General features: G+C 69.8%; 17 protein-coding genes. 5 read left to right on the top strand and 12 right to left on the bottom strand.

Translation table 11 applies throughout. From position 1 onward, the window contains the following. The first annotated feature begins 106 nt into the window (after positions 1–106). Positions 107–673 carry a MarR family winged helix-turn-helix transcriptional regulator gene (locus BJ991_RS01595; RefSeq protein ID WP_179486866.1) on the top strand — a complete coding sequence of 189 codons (567 nt, stop codon included), beginning with the start codon at positions 107–109 and terminating at the stop codon, positions 671–673. Positions 674–714: 41 nt separating this feature from the next. Here BJ991_RS01595 and BJ991_RS01600 read toward each other — a convergent pair whose 3' ends face one another. The 9 genes from BJ991_RS01600 to BJ991_RS01640 all read right to left on the bottom strand — a co-directional run bounded on the left by BJ991_RS01600 (position 715) and on the right by BJ991_RS01640 (position 9,646). Beyond that, positions 715–1,560 (bottom strand): SDR family NAD(P)-dependent oxidoreductase, encoded by an 846-nt coding sequence (locus tag BJ991_RS01600; protein WP_179486868.1) that lies wholly within the window; start codon positions 1,558–1,560, stop codon positions 715–717. Positions 1,561–1,657: 97 nt separating this feature from the next. Further along, positions 1,658–2,695, bottom strand: a complete 1,038-nt coding sequence (locus tag BJ991_RS01605; protein ID WP_179486870.1) for a hypothetical protein — start codon at positions 2,693–2,695, stop codon at positions 1,658–1,660. After that, complete coding sequence (locus tag BJ991_RS01610) at positions 2,692–3,303, bottom strand: UGSC family (seleno)protein (protein ID WP_179486872.1); 612 nt, start codon at positions 3,301–3,303, stop codon at positions 2,692–2,694. The genes BJ991_RS01605 and BJ991_RS01610 overlap by 4 nt, the downstream gene beginning before the upstream one ends. A gap of 81 nt (positions 3,304–3,384) precedes the next feature. After that, positions 3,385–4,206 carry an IclR family transcriptional regulator gene (locus tag BJ991_RS01615; protein ID WP_179486874.1) on the bottom strand — a complete coding sequence of 274 codons (822 nt, stop codon included), beginning with the start codon at positions 4,204–4,206 and terminating at the stop codon, positions 3,385–3,387. Between the two features lie 167 nt (positions 4,207–4,373). Next, positions 4,374–5,981, bottom strand: a complete 1,608-nt coding sequence (locus BJ991_RS01620) for an ABC transporter substrate-binding protein (RefSeq protein WP_179486877.1) — start codon at positions 5,979–5,981, stop codon at positions 4,374–4,376. Positions 5,982–6,059: 78 nt separating this feature from the next. Beyond that, positions 6,060–6,833 carry an ABC transporter ATP-binding protein gene (locus tag BJ991_RS01625; protein ID WP_179486879.1) on the bottom strand — a complete coding sequence of 258 codons (774 nt, stop codon included), beginning with the start codon at positions 6,831–6,833 and terminating at the stop codon, positions 6,060–6,062. Further along, on the bottom strand, positions 6,820–7,746 hold the full coding sequence (locus BJ991_RS01630; RefSeq protein WP_179486881.1) for an ATP-binding cassette domain-containing protein: 927 nt from the start codon (positions 7,744–7,746) through the stop codon (positions 6,820–6,822). The genes BJ991_RS01625 and BJ991_RS01630 overlap by 14 nt, the downstream gene beginning before the upstream one ends. After that, positions 7,743–8,681, bottom strand: a complete 939-nt coding sequence (locus BJ991_RS01635) for an ABC transporter permease (protein ID WP_179486883.1) — start codon at positions 8,679–8,681, stop codon at positions 7,743–7,745. The genes BJ991_RS01630 and BJ991_RS01635 overlap by 4 nt, the downstream gene beginning before the upstream one ends. Next, positions 8,678–9,646 carry an ABC transporter permease gene (locus BJ991_RS01640; RefSeq protein WP_179486885.1) on the bottom strand — a complete coding sequence of 323 codons (969 nt, stop codon included), beginning with the start codon at positions 9,644–9,646 and terminating at the stop codon, positions 8,678–8,680. Before BJ991_RS01640 ends, BJ991_RS01635 begins: the two co-directional genes overlap by 4 nt. 340 nt (positions 9,647–9,986) lie before the next feature. Between BJ991_RS01640 and BJ991_RS01645 the strand changes: the two genes are divergently transcribed. The 4 genes from BJ991_RS01645 (at position 9,987) to BJ991_RS01660 (ending at position 13,848) form a co-directional block, all read left to right on the top strand. Next, positions 9,987–10,808: a methylenetetrahydrofolate reductase gene (locus BJ991_RS01645; protein ID WP_246301179.1), complete on the top strand. Its 822-nt coding sequence runs from the start codon at positions 9,987–9,989 to the stop codon at positions 10,806–10,808. Positions 10,809–10,840: 32 nt separating this feature from the next. Beyond that, a complete protein-coding gene (purU, locus tag BJ991_RS01650; protein ID WP_179486889.1) occupies positions 10,841–11,725 on the top strand; it encodes a formyltetrahydrofolate deformylase in 885 nt (294 codons plus the stop codon). Between the two features lie 57 nt (positions 11,726–11,782). After that, on the top strand, positions 11,783–13,195 hold the full coding sequence (gene ligM, locus BJ991_RS01655; protein ID WP_179486891.1) for a vanillate/3-O-methylgallate O-demethylase: 1,413 nt from the start codon (positions 11,783–11,785) through the stop codon (positions 13,193–13,195). A 74-nt stretch (positions 13,196–13,269) separates the two neighbouring features. Beyond that, positions 13,270–13,848: a PadR family transcriptional regulator gene (locus BJ991_RS01660; protein ID WP_179486892.1), complete on the top strand. Its 579-nt coding sequence runs from the start codon at positions 13,270–13,272 to the stop codon at positions 13,846–13,848. Positions 13,849–13,935: 87 nt separating this feature from the next. Here the strand turns inward: BJ991_RS01660 and BJ991_RS01665 are convergent, their stop codons facing one another. The 3 genes from BJ991_RS01665 to BJ991_RS01675 all read right to left on the bottom strand — a co-directional run bounded on the left by BJ991_RS01665 (position 13,936) and on the right by BJ991_RS01675 (position 18,260). Continuing rightward, a complete protein-coding gene (locus BJ991_RS01665) occupies positions 13,936–16,305 on the bottom strand; it encodes a DUF6351 family protein (protein WP_179486893.1) in 2,370 nt (789 codons plus the stop codon). 97 nt (positions 16,306–16,402) lie between these two features. Continuing rightward, a complete protein-coding gene (locus BJ991_RS01670) occupies positions 16,403–17,275 on the bottom strand; it encodes a PaaX family transcriptional regulator (protein ID WP_179486894.1) in 873 nt (290 codons plus the stop codon). A 37-nt stretch (positions 17,276–17,312) separates the two neighbouring features. Beyond that, on the bottom strand, positions 17,313–18,260 hold the full coding sequence (locus BJ991_RS01675) for a serine hydrolase (RefSeq protein WP_425487516.1): 948 nt from the start codon (positions 18,258–18,260) through the stop codon (positions 17,313–17,315). Positions 18,261–18,419 lie beyond the last annotated feature (159 nt).

Raw genomic sequence — 18,419 nt, forward strand, 5'->3', positions numbered from 1 at the left:
CGACCGGGACCTTCGAGGCGGGATCCGTCCACAGCGGTCGGATCCCGCCTCTTTCTGGAAAACTTCTCACAGACGCAGGCGCCGTGATGCGCCGAAAGGGAGCGGCATGACCAGCGAGCGCGAGATCGACAGCGCAGCCGGGGAAGATATCGTCACCGAACCGCTTGAGGACGTCATCGACCCCGAGGGCTTCACACCGCGCCTGCTCGCGCTGCTCTCGAACGCGCTCGTGTGGCGCGAGTCGACCGAGCTCCGCCGCCGGTTCGGCCTCGGCACGAACGACTGGCGCGTCATCTCCGCCGTCGCCCTGCGGCCCGGAATCTCGGCGACCGAGATCTCGGACTTCATCGGCGTCAACAAGGCGGTCGTGTCCAAGAGCGTGTCGACGCTCGTCGCGCGCCGGCTCATCGTCCTGCTCGATGGTCCGCGCGGCTCACGACCGATGTGCCTCACGAAGGCCGGCGCGCGCATGCACGACCTCATGCTCCCCGTCTCGATGCGCGGGCAGGAGATCATCCTCGAGGGAATGCCCGAATCCGAGGTGCGCAAGCTCAACAAGCTCCTCACCGGCATGCTGGAGAAGCTGCGCGAAGCCCAGCTGCTCGACGCGGCCCTCGAAGACGGCGAGACGTCGCCCGCACACGAGCCGGAGCCCTCGCACGCAGCGCGCTGACGCCGCGGACGAGGGCTCCTGGGTTCAGCCCTTCTTCGGGCTCACTCCTTCTTCTGGCCGGCGGCGCCGGCGAAGCGCATCGCGAAGCCGCCGCCGTCGACGGCGAGCACCTGCCCGGTGACCCAGCGCGAGGCATCCGTCGTGAGGAACAGCGCGGCGCTCGCGATGTCCCAGTTGTTCCCCTCGACGCCCATCGCGACGTTCTGGCGCCGGATCTCACGCTGCTCCTCGCTCATTCCCTTGGCGGCGAAGGCGCCCCAGATCATGCCGACGCGGACGGCGTTGACGCGGATGCGGCGCGGCGCGAGCGTTCCGGCGGCGCCCTGCGCGAGCTTCTCGAGCGCGGCCTTCGCGATGCTGTAGGGCAGCCCGGGGCCGCGGCCCTCAGCGGCCCCCGAGGAGATGAGCACAGCGGCGCCGCCCTCGGTCATGTGCTTCTGCGCGTGCCGCAGCAGGTACCACGCGGACTTGAGGTTGAGCTCCATCGCGAAGTCCCACGCCTCGACGCTCGTCTCGAAGATGCCCTCGATGCCTGCACCGCCGATCGAGTCGGCGACGACGTCGATGCGGCCGAAGCGCTCGTACACGCTGTCGACGACGGTCTTGACGGCGGCGTCGTTCGTGAGGTCGACGATGTACGATTCGGCCTCGGTGCCGGCTTCGCGCAGGGCCTTCACCGTGCGCTCCGCCGCGCGCGGGTCGTTGTCGAGGATCGCGACCTTCGCGCGGTTGCGTGCGTAGAGCCACGCCATCGCGAAGCCGACGCCGCCCTCAGGGCCGCTGAGGCCCCCTCCTGCGACCACGGCCACCTTGTCGGTGAGCCACGGCTCGGTCTGCGTCGCCAGCGGATCCTGGACGGGGGTGACCCATTCGGTGTCGTCAGTCATGCGGTGTGATCCTCCTCGGGTTCATCGTGGTCGATCGCTCCGGCGCGCGGGCGCGCTCCTCCGCCGGGCGGAAGACGGAAATCGGCGGATGCCGCGCTCAGCGCACGGGGAACGAGCGGCCCGACCACTCCCCGAAGACGCGGAACACCATCGACATGGCGGCGTTGGGCGAGCCGGCGACGATGATCGGGAGGCTCTTGGGCGAGGCATCCGCGAACACCGGGTGGAAGTGATCCGGCTCGAACGGCCCGTCCGGCAGTCGGCTCAGCCCCTTGCCGACAGCGGCGAGCTCCGCCTCGGTCTTGCCGCAGTGGGCGACGAGCCACTCGCGCACGTCCTGCTTCGACATGCCCGCCTCGGCGAGCACGCGCGCGTGGTCGGGGTTCATCAGGATGCCCACGCACGAGTGGCGGAAGATCCACGAGCCCGACCGCTGGATCGTGTCGGCGAAGTCGCGCAGCACCTGCACGGGGTCGGTGAAGTGGCGGTTGTCGACGAACTCGCACGTTCGCAGCAGCATGACGCTCACCGCGTCCTCGCCGGGCTGAAGTCCGCCGTCGACCGAGAACGGCTCCCATGGGCTCGCCTCCTCGGCCTCGGCGATGCCCATGGTCCAGCGGCCGGGAAGTCCCTGCGTCGCCTGCTCGAAGCCGTGGGGCCGGATGCCGAAGCCGTTGCGCACCGTGAGCCCGATCGCGCGCGCGATCGTCGCGTTCGCCCGGAAACCCGGACCCAGCACACCGCCGCCGCTGTTGACGTCGAGCTTCTCGCGCAGCGGTCCGTTCACGATGACGAGGGGCGCGGGGCCGCTCGTGCTCTGCCACGCGCCGCCGTTCGCGGCGCGGTCGGCGGTCAGGGCGTCCCACGCCGTGAGCACGACCGGGAAGTACTCGGGCAGGCAGCCGGCCATGATCGCGTGCACCGCGACGTCGCGCACCGTGACGACGCGGTCGAGCGCGAGATGCCGCGCGACGATGTCGTCGGGGTCGCGGTCGGTCTCCGCGAGGAAGCGCTCCACGATCTCCTCCGTCGCGGGGAGCGCCGGCAGGCCGTCGGTCCAGCCGCTCGCATAGATGTGCTCGGCGACCTCCGTCGCCGTCGCGGGGTCGAGCGGGCGCGCGTCGACGGAGGTCATACGGGGACGCTCAGGGCCCGGTCGGCGGCGCGCGGCGCGGGCACGGGAGCGGCGTCGCCGGCGGCCGTGAGGCGTGAGGCGACGTCGTCCACGAGCTGGGCGGCGCGGTCGGCGAGCTGACCGGCGTCGAGATTCGCGACCGGATGCTCCGTGAGGATGTACGGGAACCCGGGGTCGCCCTTGAGGTCAGCCATCGCCTGGGAGGTCGACGCGAACGCCTCGGTGCAGATCACCGCGGTCGGGATCCCCGCGCGCTCGAGCGCGATGCCGTCGGCGACGGCCGCGGCGCTGCACGAGCCGCAGTCCCCCACCCCGACGACGACGACATCGCACGACTCCGACAGCTCCGCGAGCACCTCGTCCGTGAGCGGCAGCGCGAACTGCTTCTTCGTCCTGCGCACGAGCTCGGCCGCGCCGAGGTCGCGCACGAGGGACTCGCCGATGCCGTCGAGCAGGTCCGCGGCGTTGCGCTTCGTGTTCTCGAGCAGCCCGACGCGGACGCCCGCGAGGCTCACGGAGCGGGCGGCACGCGGCATCCGTCCCCTGTTCGTCGAGACGCTGCTGCTGACCGTGGGGTCGATGATCGTCGACGCGATCGTGGAAGCCATGTGGGTCCTCCCCTTCCGTCGCGACCCACTATGGAACGAGAGAGGCGGATGCCGCACGGCCCGCTTCCGCGCCGCGGAAGGTCAGTCGGGGCTGCTCTCGCGACGCAGGAACACGACGCTCGCGGGCGACGGGGGACCCGGCCGCTGCAGGATGCTGCGCGAGATGCGTGACGCGGTGGAGCGCACGAGCTCCACGAAGCGCTGCGGGTCGTCGCGCTCGACGAGGTAGACCATTCCGACGGCCGCCTCGACGTCTCCGTCGGCGTTCACGATCGGCGCGGCGACGGATCCCGCGGCCATGGTGAGCGACCGGGGCGCGATCGCGTACCGGTTGTCGCGCACCTCGGAGAGCGTGCGGCGCAGCTCGTCGGCGTCGCCGATGGTGTGGGCGGTGTACCGCTTGAGCGGGTTCTCGACGTACTCCTCCACGACCTCGTCGGCGGCGTACGCGAGGAGGACCAGTCCGACGGCGCCCGCGTGCAGCCGGAGGCGCCCGCCGATGCGGTTCTGGCCCGTGTAGTTCGCGTGCGGGCGGAGCGCCTCGAGGTACATGACGTGCGCGCCGTCGCGCACCCCGAGGAGCACGGTGCGTCCGGTGCGGCGATGGATGTCGGCGAGGTGCGGCAGCGCCTTCTCGCGCAGCTGCATGCCGCTCGTCGACGACGTCGCGAGGCTCAGCATCTTCGCACCGAGGCGGTAGTGGCCGGTCTCGTCGATCTCGAGGCCGCCCCACGCGACCAGCTCGCGCACGAGCCGGTGCGTCGTCGTGAGCGACAGGCCGGACTGGCGGCTGATCTCGGTCAGGGTGTGCGAGCCGCTCCCCCGCGAGAACACGTCCAGCAGCGCGAGAACCCGTCCCGCCGCCGTCAGCTTCTGCCGATCGCTCGGCTGTGGCGCGCTCATCCGTCCTCCTCGCGACCTCCGTCGTCGCGACCGTCCGCGCGGTTCACGCTGTCGTGGTCCATTGAACGCGGAACGTCCGAGTCGGGCGCCGGCTGTTCCGCTCGACGGAAAGCGGATCCGCGACCCCGCCCGGCCGGCGCGAACCGACGGGCGGGGTCGCGGTCTGCTCAGCCGCCGATCCACTCCATGGTCGTCCACGGCATGAGGTTCGTCGCGGGCACCGGCTCGTCCTGCCCGGCCCAGCGCGACGTGTTGATGACCGGCATGTGGCCCGTGTACCACGCGAGCGGCGCGTAGAACATGAGCTCGGCGGCGCGCTCCTGCAGGGCGCGGAAGTGCTCGCCGCGCACCTCGCGGTCGCTCGTGCTCAGGGCGCCGAGAGCCGCCTCATGGATCTCGTCGTCGCAGATTCCCGACGGGTTCGACGCGGCGTTGCGGTCGGGGTTGCAGTCGTACCAGCGCACGATGCCGGTGCTCGGGTCGGAGCCCAGCGTCGAGCGCAGGAAGGCGAGCTCGAAGTCGCTCTCCTTGTAGACCTTGTCGGTGAAGACGGCCGACTGGCTGGCATCGAGGTCGAGGCCGACGCCGATGTCCTGCAGCTGCGACTGCGCGAGCTCGGTCGTGGACGCCACCTCGCTCAGTTCGCTGATGTAGCGCGTCTTGAGCGTGAAGCGCGTGCCGTCCGACCCGCGCGGGTACCCGAGCTCGTCGAGCGCCGCGTTGATCGCGTCGACGTCGTGCGGGTACTCCTCCGAGAACTGGACGTCGTCGTTCACCGCCCAGTCGAGCTCCTCGGGGAAGAACGTCTCGGCGGGCGTGCCGCGGCCGCCGAGCGCGACCTCGGTGATCGCCTCGCGGTCGAGCGCCGCGAAGACGAGCTTGCGCACCTCGGCGTCCTGCAGCGGACCGCTGACCGCGTTGAACATGATCGTGATGTCCTGCGGGAACTGGCCGCTGGGCATCTGCAGCACGTCGTCGTGCCCCGGGATCTGGTCGAGCTGGCCCGGGTCGAGCGACGCCTGGTCGATCTCGTTGTTGAACAGCGCGAGCGCGCGGCTGTTCGGGTCGCCGATCACCGGGTAGATGACGCGGCCCACCTTGACCTCTCCGTCCCAATAGTCCGGGTTGGCCTCGAAGATGACCTCCTTGCCCGACTCGAACGACACGAAGCGCAGCGGGCCCGTGCCGATCGGCGCCATGTTGGCGGGGTTGGTCACGTAGTCGGTGCCCTCGTAGACGTGCTTCGGCAGCATGTACTGGCCGGCGAGCGTCTCGATCGCGGGACCGTACGGCTCCGAGAAGTCGACCACCACGGTCTGCTCGTCCTCGACCTCCACGTTCGCGATGCGAGCGGCGAGCGCCGCCCCGAACGTCTGCAGCTCGACGATCTCGTCGAGGTTGAACTTGACGTCCTCGGCGGTGAACGGCTCGCCGTCGTGCCACGTGACGCCCTCGCGCAGGTGGAACGTGATCTGCAGGCCGTCCTCGCTGACGTCCCACGTCTCGGCCAGTCCCGGCGTCAGCTTGTAGTCGGGGCTCAGGCGGATGAGGGTGTCGAAGACCTGCGCGGCGAACATGAAGGGCGTCGCGCCGTTGGTGAGCTGGGCGTTGAACGACTCGGGATCGGCGGCGATCGCCTGCACGTAGTCGTGCTTGGCGCCGTCGCCTCCTTCGTCGCCTCCGGATGAGCCGCCGGCGCTGCAGGCGGATGCCACGAGCACCGCGCCCGCGAGCGCGGCGGCGATGCCGACACGGCGTCTGGTGAGGTTCAGCACGGGATTGCCTCTCTTCTTGTGCCGGACGCGGGGTGCGGCCGGGCGGGGGTTCTGGGGGTGTCGGTGCGGATCACGCGCTTACACGGGTTCGAGGGCCGCCGCGAGCAGCGTGCGGGTGTACGGATGCGACGGCGCGGCGAACACCTCGTCGGTCTCGCCCTCCTCGACGATCTCGCCGGACTTCATGACGTAGACGTAGTCGGCGACCTTGCGCACGACGGGCAGGTCGTGGGTGATGAAGACGTAGCCGACGTCCAGGCGCTCCTTGAGGTCGGCCATGACCCGCAGGACGCCCGCCTTGACCGACGCGTCGAGCGCGGAGACGGCCTCGTCGGCGACGATGATCCGTGGCCTCAGCACGATCGCGCGCGCGATGAGCACGCGCTGGCGCTGGCCGCCGCTGAGCTCGTGCGGGAAGCGGTCGAGGTACCGCTCGGGCGGGTCCATTCCGACGAGCGAGAGCGCTTCGACGACCGCCGCGTGCACCGCGGAGCGGCCCTTCGCGATGCCGTGCAGGCGCACGACCTCGCCGATCGCCTGCTCGACGCGCTTGCGGGGGTTGAGAGACCCGGCCGGGTCCTGCAGGACCGCCTGCACGGTGCGGCGGAACCGCATGCGGTCTCCGCGTCCCATGCGGGCGAGATCCTGCCCGTCGATGGTGACCGAGCCGCCGGATGCCGGGATGAGGTCGAGCAGGATTCGGGCGAGCGTGCTCTTGCCGCTGCCGCTCTCGCCCACGATCGCGACGAACCGGCCCGGCTCGGCGGCGATGCTCGCGTCGCGGACGGCGAGCACGGGCGGCGTGCCGCGGCGGCCGCGGAACTCCTTCGAGACGCGATCAGTCTTGAGCATCGTGGCTCCTCTCGAGCGCGAGTCGGGCGCGCAGGCTCCGGGGCATCGAGTACAGGGGCACGTCGGGTTCGGTGAGGCTGCGCACGCTGCGCAGGAGCGCCTTCGTGTAGTCGTGCCGCGGATCGGCGAGCACGGCCGCCGTCGGCCCCGACTCGACGATTCGCCCTCCGTACATGACATGGATGCGGTCGGTCATGCCCGCGACGACCGAGAGGTCGTGCGAGATGAGGATGAGCGACGTGCCGAGCTCGGACACCGTCTCGTCGAGCGTGCGCAGCACACGCGCCTGCACCGTCGCGTCGAGGGCGGTCGTGGGCTCGTCGGCGATGATGAGGTCGGGCACCTTCGCGATCGCGACGGCGATGAGCACGCGCTGCCGCATGCCGCCGCTCAGCTCGTGCGGGAACTGGTTGGCGACGCGCTCGGGGTGGTCGAGGCCGGCCAGGCCGAGGAAGCGCACGACCTCGGCCGTGCGCGCCCTGCGGTCGCTGCGCGACGTGGCCCCGAGCGACTCGGCGACCTGCGCGCCGACCTTCATGGTCGGGTTCAGGAACGTCAGCGGGTCCTGGAAGATCATGCCGACGCGCTTGGAGCGGATCTGGTTCCAGGCGGATGCCGGAGCCGTGAGCATCTCGCGCCCGGCGAAGCGGATCGACCCGTCGACCCGCACGCGCGGCGACGTCGGCAGGAGTCCTGCGATCGCGCGCCCCGTGACGGACTTGCCCGAGCCGGACTCTCCGACGATGCCGACGCGCTCGCCCATCGCGACAGTGAACGACACCGACGAGACGGCCTCGACCTCGCTGCGGTCGCCGGTCGGGAGATGGACGCGCAGGTTCTCGACCTGCAGGAAAGGCTTCGTGTCGGTGCGGTCGCGGTCGGCGACAGCATCAGTGATCGTCGGGGCGCTCACTTGACTCGTCCGATCGTCGGGTTGAGGGCGTCGTTCATGGCGTCGCCGAGGATGTTCACGGCGAGCACGACGAGGAAGATGCACAGGCCGGGGAACAGCGCGAGCCACCACGCCTGCTGCATGTACGCCTGCGCGGAGTTGAGCAGCGCTCCCCAGCTCGGGCGGTTCGCGTCGCCGATGCCGAGGTACGAGAGGCCGGACTCGACGAGGATCGCGCGCCCGACCGTCATCGTCGTGGCCACGAGCACGGGCGGCATCGCGTTCGGGATGACGTCCGACCAGAGGATGCGCGGCCCCGAGAAGCCGGCCGCCTTGGCCGACTCGACGTAGCCGAGCTTCGTGATGCGCATCGCCTCGGCGCGCACGATCCTCGCGACGCCTGGCCACATCGTGACCCCGAGGATCACGATGATGATGACCACGTTGGAGCCGAGCAGCGCTGCGGCGACGAGTGCGAGCACGAGGCCGGGCAGCACCTGGAAGAACTCCGACACCTTGACGAGCGCGTTGTCCATGAACCCGCCGTAGTAGCCGGCCAGCCCGCCGATCACCAGGCCCAACGTGAGGCACAGCACCGCGACCGAGAAGCCGACGATCAGCGAGATCTGCCCGCCGTACACGACGCGCGCGAGGTAGTCGCGCCCGAGATTGTCGGTGCCGAGCCAGTGCTCGCTGCTCGGCGGCAGCAGCTTCGGGTAGATCGCCGACACGGGGTCGCCCACGAAAGACGGGCCGATGAACGAGATGAGGATCAGCACCGCGAGCAGCGGGAGGAACACCCACACGGAGCGCTTGCGCAGGAACGTGCGCCACGCGGCGTTCCGCCGGGGGCCGGATGCCCCGACCGCGAGCGTCTCGGTGCCGGCATCCGGCGCCAGCGGCTCTTCGAGGCCGAGCTCGGCCTCGGGCGACGGGGTGGGCTGGACCGTTGTCATGATGCGGCCACCTTCCGTGAGAACTGCGCGCGCAGACGGGGATCGACGATCCCGTACGTGATGTCGGTGAGGATGTTCGCGACCAGGATCGTGATCGTGAGGAAGATCGCGACGCCCAGCACGACCTGGTTGTCCTGGCGCTGGATCGCGTCGACGAAGAGCAGCCCCATGCCGGGCCAGCCGAAGACGCTCTCGACGAGCACGGATCCCGCGAGGATGAACCCGAGGCTGTATCCGGCGACCGTGACCATGGGCAGCAACGCGTTTGGGAGGGCGTGGCGCCACAGCACGCGCTGCGACGCGAGGCCCTTCGAGCGCGCGGTGTCGATGAAGTCCTGGCCGAGCGACTCGATCATCGACGACCGCATGATGCGCGTCTTGAACGCGAGCTCGGTCGAGGCCATCGTGATGACCGGCAGCACCATGTAGCGGATGTCGATGCCGTCCTGCCCGTAGGGTGCCTTGCCCTGCGTCGGCAGCCAGCCGAGCTGGATGGAGAACACGATGATCAGGAGCATGCCGAGCCAGAAGTTCGGCACGGAGAACAGCGCGACCGCGCCCGCCGAGATGCCGCCGTCGAGCCACCGCTTGCGCGTGCGCGCCGCGATCGCACCCAGGACGATGCCGAGCGTCGTCGAGATGACGAACGCGGGCACGGCGATCGCGAGCGTGTTGCCGGCGCGGTTCAGGATCAGCTCGAGCACCGGCTCGTTCGTGCCGAACGAGTATCCGAACTCGCCGCGGAACACGTTCCCGAGATAGACGAGGTACCTCTCCCACAGCGGCTTGTCGAGTCCGAAGGCCGCGACGATCTGCGCCTCGAACGCCGGCGAGATCGGCACGTCTCCGACGAAGTTCTGGATCGGGTCGCCCGGGGCGATCTCCAGCAGCAGGAAGAGCACCGTCAGCACGACCACGAACAGGATCAACGACGAGAGAAGCAGCCGTCCGTAGTGGATGGCCATCGCTTTCATAGGGCGTCCGTCCCTTCGCGACGCGGTCTTCGGTGAGCGCGTCTACCGGGCCCCACGATCACGGCGGGCGATGAGCGCGCTCAACGGCCGCTTCCACACGATGGAAGCCCGCCTGGGGCAACGCGTCTTCCGCGGGCCGGAAGCGCGCGGCATCCGCTCAATGGAAGAGCCGCGTTGATACCTATGGACATTCCCTATGGTCATAGGTAATCTGACAACGGCCGCACCGAAGCGGCGCGACCCGAGAGGAACGGACCTCACAGTGGCCACCATCACCCCCGCCCAGAACAAGGCTGCCGCTCGCGAGCTCGTGAGCGGGTTCTCGCTGGAGATGACCGGGAAGGACGTGCCGGGACTCCAGGAGGCCGCGCACGCGATCCCGCAGGGAACCAAGATCAACGTCACGTTCCTCGGCAACGAGGACCTCGACATGCGGGTGTCCGCGGCGAAGGCGGTCAAGGACCTCGGCTTCGTGCCCGTGCCGCACATCTCCGCCCGCCGCCTGCGGAGCCAGGACCAGCTCGAGGAGTTCCTCGGCCGCCTGCAGGAGGTCGGCGCGACCGAGCACGTCTTCGCGGTGGGTGGCGACCCGACAGAGCCCGAGGGCCCGTACCCGGACTCGCTGAGTGTCATCCGCACCGGCCTGCTGCAGAAGTACGGCGTGCGCGAGGTGTCGATCGCCGGCTACCCGGAGGGTCACCCCGACATCAAGGACGACGTGCTGTGGCGTCACCTCGAGGACAAGTCCGCGTCGCTGAAGGAGCAGGGCCTGGACGCGGTCATCCTCACCCAGTTCGCGTTCGACACCGACCCGGTGCTCACGTGGATCAAGGGCGTGCGCGATCGCGGCATCGACACCGAGATCCGCATCGGCACCCCCGGCCCGGCCGGCATCAAGCGGCTGCTCGGCTTCGCGCGCCGGTTCGGCATCGGCGCCAACGCGATGATCGTCAAGAAGTACGGCTTCTCGCTCACGAACCTGATGGGCACCGCCGGTCCCGACAAGTTCGTCACCGACCTCTCCAGCCTGCTCGCCGACGCTTCGGCGGGCTCAGCGACCGGCTACGGCCCCGTGAAGCTGCACTTCTACACGTTCGGCGGCCTGCTGGCCACGTCGGAGTGGGTCCGCGACTACCTGGCCGCGCAGGCCTGATCCACCTGAACCTCGTCCGAGGAGATTCCCGAATGTCCCCGCACATCGAACCCAAGCGCGACCAAGCATGCCTGATCGTGCACGGCCCCGACCAGCCCGGTCTGGTCGCCGCCGTCACGGGCCTCATCACCCGCAACAAGGGCAACATCGTCACCCTCGACCAGTACTCCGACAACCCCGAGGGCGGCGCGTTCTTCCAGCGGGTCGTGTTCCACCGCCCCGACCTGGCGGCCGCGATCGACGACATCGAGGCCGACCTGGCCAAGACCCTCAAGCCCCTCGGGGTGCAGTGGACGCTGACCGACCAGTCGATCCCGAAGCGGATGGCGATCCTCGCCTCGACGAGCGACCACTGCCTGCTCGAGCTGCTGTGGCGCCACCGCCGCGGCGAGCTGCCGGTGACGATCCCGATGGTGATCTCGAACCACACCAACACCGCCGAGGACGTCCGCGCGTTCGGCATCCCGTTCTTCCACGTCCCCTCTCAGGGGCCTGACAAGAGTGAGGCCGAGGCGAAGATCCTCGAACTGCTCAAGGGCAACGTCGACTTCGTCGTCCTCGCGCGGTACATGCAGATCATCTCGGAGGACTTCCTCGAGAAGGTCGGCGTGCCGATCATCAACATCCACCACTCGTTCCTGCCCGCCTTCATCGGCGCCGCCCCGTACCGCAAGGCGAAGGAACGCGGCGTGAAGCTGATCGGCGCGACCAGCCACTACGTGACCAAGGACCTCGACGAGGGCCCCATCATCGAGCAGGACATCGCCCGCGTCGACCACCGAATGAGCGCCGCCGACCTCCAGGCCCGGGGCGCCTACGTGGAGCGTGCGGTGCTGTCGCGCGCCGTGCAATGGCACGCCGAAGACCGGGTCATCCGCCACGGCAACCACACCATCGTCTTCACCGACCGACCCTGACCCCAACCCCGGTGCCGCATCCGCGACACCCCTATCCGAACAGAGAGGTTCACACTCGTGGCCAAGAATCTCCAGGAGCTCCTGGACCAGACCAACCCGGTCGAGCTGCTGCGCAACTCGCAGATCGGCTCGTACATCTACCCCGTCGTCCCGGCGGACTTCTCGTCGTGGATCAAGGAGCAGAAGGCGTGGCGCGACACGGCCGTCCTCTACGACCAGTCGCACCACATGGACAACGTCTTCCTCAAGGGCTCGGACGCGATCAAGCTCATCTCCGACACCGCGATCAACTCGGTCGCGAACTTCGCCGTGAACAAGGCGAAGCAGTACGTGCCCACGACCGCGTCGGGTCACGTGATCGGCGACGGCATCCTCTTCCGCGAGGCCGAGGAGGAGTACGTCTACGTCGGTCGTGCCCCCGCGTCGAACTGGCTGCTCTTCCACGGTGAGACCGGCGGATACCAGAACCTCGACATCTCGGTCGACCGCCGTTCGCCGTCGCGTCCGTACGGCCACGCCGTCTCGCGCCAGTACTACCGCTTCCAGATCCAGGGCCCGAACGCGTGGGCGGTCATCGAGAAGCTCAACGGCGGCCCGCTCGAGAAGCTCGGCTTCTTCAACATGTCGACGATGCAGATCGCCGGCAAGCAGGTCCGCACGCTGCGCCACGGCATGGCGGGCGCCCCCGGCCTCGAGATCTGGGGCCCGTACGAGGACCACGACGCGATCCGCGACGCGATCGTCGAGGCGGGCGCCGAGTTCGGCCTGCTGCCGGTGGGCTCGCGCGCCTACCCGTCGAACACGCTCGAGTCGGGCTGGATCCCCTCGCCGCTGCCCGCCATCTACACGGGCGAGGAAGAGCGCGCCTATCGCGAGTGGCTCGGCGTGGACAGCTACGAGGCGACCGGCACGCTCGCCGGCTCGTTCGTCTCCGACAACATCGAGGACTACTACCTCACCCCGTGGGAGCTCGGCTACGGCTCGTTCGTCAAGTTCGACCACGACTTCATCGGCCGCGACGCGCTCGGGAAGGTCGACCCGGCGTCGCAGCGCAAGAAGGTCACGCTCGCGTGGGACCCCGAGGACATGACGAAGATCTACGGCTCGCTCTTCAACGTGGAGGGTCCGAGCTACAAGTTCTTCGACCTGCCCCTCGCGAACTACGGCTCGGCGAACTACGACGCCGTGGTCGACGCCGACGGCACCGTCGTGGGCTTCTCGATGTTCACGGGCTACAGCTCGAACGAGCGTCGTGCGCTGTCGCTCGCGACGATCGACCCGGATGTCCCGGAGGGCACCGAGCTGCGCGTCCTGTGGGGCGAGGAGCCGAACTCGAAGAAGGCCACGGTCGAGCCGCACGTGCAGCTGCCCGTGCGCGCGGTCGTCAGCCCCGTGCCGTACTCGACGGTCGTCCGCCAGTCGTACCACGGCGGATGGCGCACCGGATACGAGAACGTCGCGACGTCCTGACCCGAGACCCGAGGGGGTTCGCCCGCACAGGGCGGGCCCCCTCGCACCACATGCCGCCGCGTCCGAGGAGAATCATGAGCCTGCGCTTCGCCCTACTCGCGATCCTTCGCGTGGGGCCCCTGTCGGGATACGACCTGCAGAAGCAGTTCCACCAGTCGGTCGGTCATGTGTGGCACGCGCCCGACTCGCAGATCTATCCCGAGCTGCGCAAGATGGAGACCGACGGCCTCATCGAGGGCGAGGAGCAGACGCGCGGCGAGCGCGGCACTCGTCGCGTCTACCACGTGACGGATGCCGGCGAGCGCGCTTTCCTCGAGTGGATGGAGTCGCCACTGGACTACCAGCGGGTGCGAGACCCCGCCCATCTGCGGGCGGCGTACCTCGAGTCGGCCACGCCCGCGGCGGCGCGCGAGTTCCTCGAGCGCCACATCGCCCATTGGGAGAGCGAGCTCGAGCAGTTCGACGGCGAGCTCACGCACATCGCCAACCTCAGCAACCCGATGCTCACGAGGCGCCTCGCGGTGACGCCCGACGAGGACCGCGAGCGCACGATCGAGTTCAAGCGCTTCGCGTACGAGGGCCTCGCCGAGCGCGCACGCGTCGAGATCGAATGGGCGAGGCGGGGCCTCGAGCTTCTCGACCGGCTCTACTGAGGCATCCGCCGCAGACGCAGAGGGAGGGGATGACCGGGACCGTGGTCATCCCCTCCCTCCTTTCACGGGCTCAGCGAGCCCTGGCGCTCACCGGCGCCCCGCCACCTTGTGCGTCGGGTCGGACACGACGCTCACGGGGACGAGCCCGTCCGCCGTCGCATCCACTCGCACGGTGATGACGGAGCCTGCCAGCGACGCGTCCGGTGTGAACGTCGTGGACGTCGCACCGGCGATCGGCTGCCCGTCGGCGATCCACTGGTACGCGAGGACCGCGCCGGGCGTCGATGACGAGGCCTGCGCCCGCAGCTCGACGCCGACCTTGGCGTTGCCGAGGATCTTCGGCCCCGACACCGCGACCCGCTCGGTCTCGCCGAAGTCGAGCCACGTGCCCTCGAGCTCCGTGTAGCCCTGGCTCGGCTTCGACCAGTCGCACACGCCCTCGGGGAACGCCGCGAGCACACGCTGCCACTGGGCATCCGTCATCTCGGGGTAGTCCCCGCGCACCGGGGCGGTCGTCTGGCACTTCATGACGTCCGCCGTCAGCGGCATGCCCGCTTCGGCGCGCGGCTGCGAGTGGTACGGGTACAGCTGGTTGCACGTCGTCGTCGGGTCGTCGTAGTCGAGCGGCTCGGCGATGAACGAACCGGATGCGTCGAAGCACCCGTCCGCCAGGTCGGCGGGGCGCGCCGCGACCGTGCGTGCGCGGTCGGCGATCCCGCCCGCGGCCTCGATCGCGTCGAGCCACTGCTCGAGCTTCTCGAGGGCGGCGAGCCGCATCGCGGTGGTGTTCGCCCCGATGTTCGGGCCCGTCCAGTTCACGTGCGTGTCGGCGTCGCCGTAGGCCTGCAGCATCCGCTCGCGGATGATCGCGGACCGGTAGCGCTCGTGGAAGTCGCCGGTCGGGTCGGTGTACGGGCGGATCTCGATCACGGGGATCGACGCGAGGCCGCCCGTCATCATGTTGATCCGGCCGGTCGCGAACGCGCGCTCGATCGCCTCGACGCTGGCCACTGATCGCTCAGCGGTGCGCTGGCCGTCGACGTTCATGCCGCCGATGCTCTCGTTCAGCGACAGGAACTGCTCGATCGTGATCGCGCCGTCGTTCAGACCGTTGAGGCCGTACTGCACGCCGACGTTGTCGGGCTCGACGCGGAGGCCGCGGCCCTGGTCGTCGGTGCCGTACACGTTCTTGACCATGTCGGCGATCGTGCAGCGCAGGCCGTCGGGGTTGCTCGGCGACCAGCGGTCGGCGACGGGGATCGCCGCGGCGCATCCGCGGTTCGGGTCGTCGACGCCGTCGAAGAACGTGAAGCCGACGCACGTGAACGTCGCCGCATGGCCCGTCACGGCGAGCTTCTGCGCGTCGGTCCAGCCGGCTCCGGCGGGCGAGGCCCAGTAGTTCTGCAGGCCACGGCAGTCGTGCCCGCCGATGGTCGTCGAACGCTCATCGGGGTAGCCGATCTCGCCCAGCACACCGTCGAGGATGCCCGGGTAGTTGTTCGACAGGAGGAGCTGCTGCATCGTGCCGGCCGAGCCGCCCGAGCCGATCGTGTACATGACGGGGCCGAGCTGCTCGATCACGTGCTCCTTGACCATCATCGCGGTCTCGGCGCTCGTGACGTCGTTGCAGTTCTGCGCGTAGACGTTGAACGTCGCCGACGCCACCGCGTAGCCGCGGCTGAGCAGCGTGTCGTTCTGCACCCCGCCGGTCGATGTGCCCTGCCAGTAGCCGACGCCGCACGCGCCGCCGAACGTATAGGCGAGGCGTCCGTTCCAGCCGGGGAGGTCGGCGAACGGGCTGGGCTCGACGCCGCCCGGCTCGTCGAGGACGGCCGTCTCGTAGACGCCGCGGTTGATCGTCCCGCGCTCGATGCGCACGACGTAGGGAACCGTCTCGCCCTCGATCGTCGTGGTCGTCGCGAGGTTCGCGGGGACTGTGCCGTCCGTCGGGTAGTCGGCGAACTGACCGGTCGTGGTCCTGTAGCGGTAGGTCACCCGCGGCTCGGCGACGTGGCAGTCCTCGTCGACGGCACCGAGGTTCCACGGGGCGCCCGAGGCGGTGCAGTACATCGGATGCTGCGGACCCGAGAACACCGGACCGGTGATGGGGTGGTTCTCGACTTCGAGCGTCGCATCGACCTTGCCGTTGTGCGCGAGCACCTGGATCTCGCTCGCCCCGAGCGGCAGTCCCTCCACGAGGCCGACGAGGCGGCCGTCGCTCTCCTGGAACGCGTCGGTCACATCGACGCCTGCCGCGAGGATGCGGGGGTCCTTCTTCGTGCCGGTCACGGCGATGAGCGTGTCGCCGCCGGAGATCGTGTCGGCGCGGCCCGAGAGGACCTCGATCGACACGGACGGCCGCGCGAGGGCGGCCGGTGGTGCTGCGAGCAGGCTCAGTGCGAGCCCCGCGATCGCCGCAGCGGACGCGATCGCGCGTCCGCTCCTTCGTCTCTTCATGGAAAGACCTCCGTTCGACGTCATCGTCATGGGCGGCTCCGGTGCCGCGTGGCTCACATGTTAGAAGTGAGCGTGACGGTCGTCAACGAAAGCTTGACTATTGGCCGAGCCGCCGCTCCGTGACGGATGCCGCGAGCTCGGGGCTGATCCCCGCGACGTGCTCGCGCATGCGCTCCTCGGCCTTCGGCGCCAGCTGGTCGTAGCGCTCCGCGAAGAGCCGGCGCGTCGCGGCCCGGGGCCACGGGTCGGGCAGCAGCTCGGCGGGCAGACCCGCGTCGAGACCTCGGAACGCCTGCCACGCGAGCATCAGGCGCGAGCGCTCGCACAGCGCGACGGCGGGCGCCGTGGCATCCGGTCCGTCCCTCAGATCCGCCTCGAACTCGGCGTACTGCTGCGCCACCGCCGCGAGGTCCCACGCCCGCTGGGGCCCGTCGAACGACGTCTGCAGCGTCGCGCGCATCGACGTGACGTCGTCGACTCCGAGCGAACGGAGCTGCGCCATCGCCTCATCGGCCGTGTCGAGGGGCGAGATCCACAGGCCGTCGTAGAGCGGGGCGAAGCCGAGCCACTTGAGGCGGGACCTGGCGCTGTGGCGCACCGCCCGCCGGGACTCGGGGATCGAGAAGGCGAGCACGCTCCACAGGCCGTCCCACTGCGGCTCGCGGGATCCGAAGGTCTCGAGCCAGTGCGCCTCCTCCTCGACGATGCCCTTCGCGCGCGCTGTGAGCGCGTGGGTCGTGCGTCGTCCGACGCGATCGGCGTCGAGCAGTCCCGTCTGCACCATGCGCGAGAGCGTCGCGCGCGTCGCCGGCTCCTTGACTCCGAGATCGCCCATCGCCGCGATGACGGCACCGGACGGGAGGGGCTCCTCCACGTGCCACCAGTAATCTCCGAAGAGGGTGAGCACCTGGCGCACGGGTGAGCCCTTCCGCGCGCGGCTCGACGCACGGGTGGTTTCCGCCAAGACCATGGCGAACATCCTGGCACCGACGGGCCGTGGTGCGAAGTCAGAACACGTACTCCATGAGCTCGGTGCCGAGGATGCGGAAGGCCTCGTGCGCCCGCAGCCGATGCATGATCGACAGATCGTCGAAGCACACGATCAGCGCGTACGAGACCCCCGCTCGCGGGCCCGCCAGCACGCCGGCCTCGACGCGGATGCCGTCGTCGCGGCCGGTCTTGTTGATGAACAGCAGGCCGTGCTCGTCGTTCTCGTGCGAGAACGGGTCGAGTCCGGTCGCGGATGCCACGAGCGACAGGTCGTGGTTGAGGCTCAGCCATTCGGCGACCTGCGCGCTCACCCCCGGCGAGACCGCCTGCGAGTTCACGAGCGCGGCGAACACCTCGGACAGCTCGCGCGACGAGCCGAGCGCGAAGTGGGGCGCGTCATCCGGGCCGCGCTCGTCGCGGAACCGGTCCAGCAGCGCGGAGCGGGAGAGTCCGAGCAGCTCGATGCGGCGCCGCACGGCCGGGAGGCCGACCCGGGCGAGCAGCGCGTTCGCCGCGAGTGCGTCGCCCGTCGACGCGGTGAGCACCGCGAGATCCGACAGCGGCAGTGCGGGGGCCATGAGGTGCTGCCACACTCCGCCCACCGCGACGCGCTCGACCGACGAGCGGTCGATGATCTCGAGCGGGTCGAGCGTGCCCGCCTCGAACGCGGCCGCCACCTCGATGAGCAGCGGGACGACGCCGAGGCCGGCGACGGGGAGGGTGACGAAGTCGTCGCCCGACAGCACGGCGGTGCCGCGGTCGAGGTCGGTGATGCGTACCGAGATCCGCGCACCGTGCGCGGCGAGGTCATCGAGCGCCTTCAACGTCGACGCGAACGCGGGTTTGCGGGCCGCCGTGCGGCGCGGAAGCCTGCGGCTGGTGCTGCTGCTTCGTTGCGAGCTGCGCAGCGATCCGGTGTCTCTGGGCGGGTCGTCCGTGTCGAAGGGCTCAGGGGGCATGCCCATGAGCGGGGTTCCTTCCGGGGGTCTTCGGATTTTCGGGTCGGCGCACGGCCGGCGCGCCGAGGTACAGCGAGGCGATATTCGGTTGCGGGGGGTGTTCGATCGGGTATTCGATTGCGGGCGATATTCAGTTTGCCGTGGGAGCCGGATCCGGGGCGGATC

Source organism: Microbacterium immunditiarum (genome assembly GCF_013409785.1).
In the GTDB taxonomy this organism is placed as follows: Bacteria; Actinomycetota; Actinomycetes; order Actinomycetales; family Microbacteriaceae; genus Microbacterium; species Microbacterium immunditiarum.

What these genes read in the sequence shown, in the direction of transcription:
- BJ991_RS01595 (WP_179486866.1), top strand. Translation starts at nt 107, where the DNA reads ATGACCAGCGAGCGCGAGATCGACAGCGCAGCCGGGGAAGATATCGTC.
- BJ991_RS01600 (WP_179486868.1), bottom strand. Translation starts at nt 1,560, where the DNA reads ATGACTGACGACACCGAATGGGTCACCCCCGTCCAGGATCCGCTGGCG.
- BJ991_RS01605 (WP_179486870.1), bottom strand. Translation starts at nt 2,695, where the DNA reads ATGACCTCCGTCGACGCGCGCCCGCTCGACCCCGCGACGGCGACGGAG.
- BJ991_RS01610 (WP_179486872.1), bottom strand. Translation starts at nt 3,303, where the DNA reads ATGGCTTCCACGATCGCGTCGACGATCATCGACCCCACGGTCAGCAGC.
- BJ991_RS01615 (WP_179486874.1), bottom strand. Translation starts at nt 4,206, where the DNA reads ATGAGCGCGCCACAGCCGAGCGATCGGCAGAAGCTGACGGCGGCGGGA.
- BJ991_RS01625 (WP_179486879.1), bottom strand. Translation starts at nt 6,833, where the DNA reads ATGCTCAAGACTGATCGCGTCTCGAAGGAGTTCCGCGGCCGCCGCGGC.
- BJ991_RS01635 (WP_179486883.1), bottom strand. Translation starts at nt 8,681, where the DNA reads ATGACAACGGTCCAGCCCACCCCGTCGCCCGAGGCCGAGCTCGGCCTC.
- BJ991_RS01640 (WP_179486885.1), bottom strand. Translation starts at nt 9,646, where the DNA reads ATGGCCATCCACTACGGACGGCTGCTTCTCTCGTCGTTGATCCTGTTC.
- BJ991_RS01645 (WP_246301179.1), top strand. Translation starts at nt 9,987, where the DNA reads ATGACCGGGAAGGACGTGCCGGGACTCCAGGAGGCCGCGCACGCGATC.
- purU (WP_179486889.1), top strand. Translation starts at nt 10,841, where the DNA reads ATGTCCCCGCACATCGAACCCAAGCGCGACCAAGCATGCCTGATCGTG.
- BJ991_RS01660 (WP_179486892.1), top strand. Translation starts at nt 13,270, where the DNA reads ATGAGCCTGCGCTTCGCCCTACTCGCGATCCTTCGCGTGGGGCCCCTG.
- BJ991_RS01665 (WP_179486893.1), bottom strand. Translation starts at nt 16,305, where the DNA reads ATGAAGAGACGAAGGAGCGGACGCGCGATCGCGTCCGCTGCGGCGATC.
- BJ991_RS01670 (WP_179486894.1), bottom strand. Translation starts at nt 17,275, where the DNA reads ATGGTCTTGGCGGAAACCACCCGTGCGTCGAGCCGCGCGCGGAAGGGC.
- BJ991_RS01675 (WP_425487516.1), bottom strand. Translation starts at nt 18,260, where the DNA reads ATGGGCATGCCCCCTGAGCCCTTCGACACGGACGACCCGCCCAGAGAC.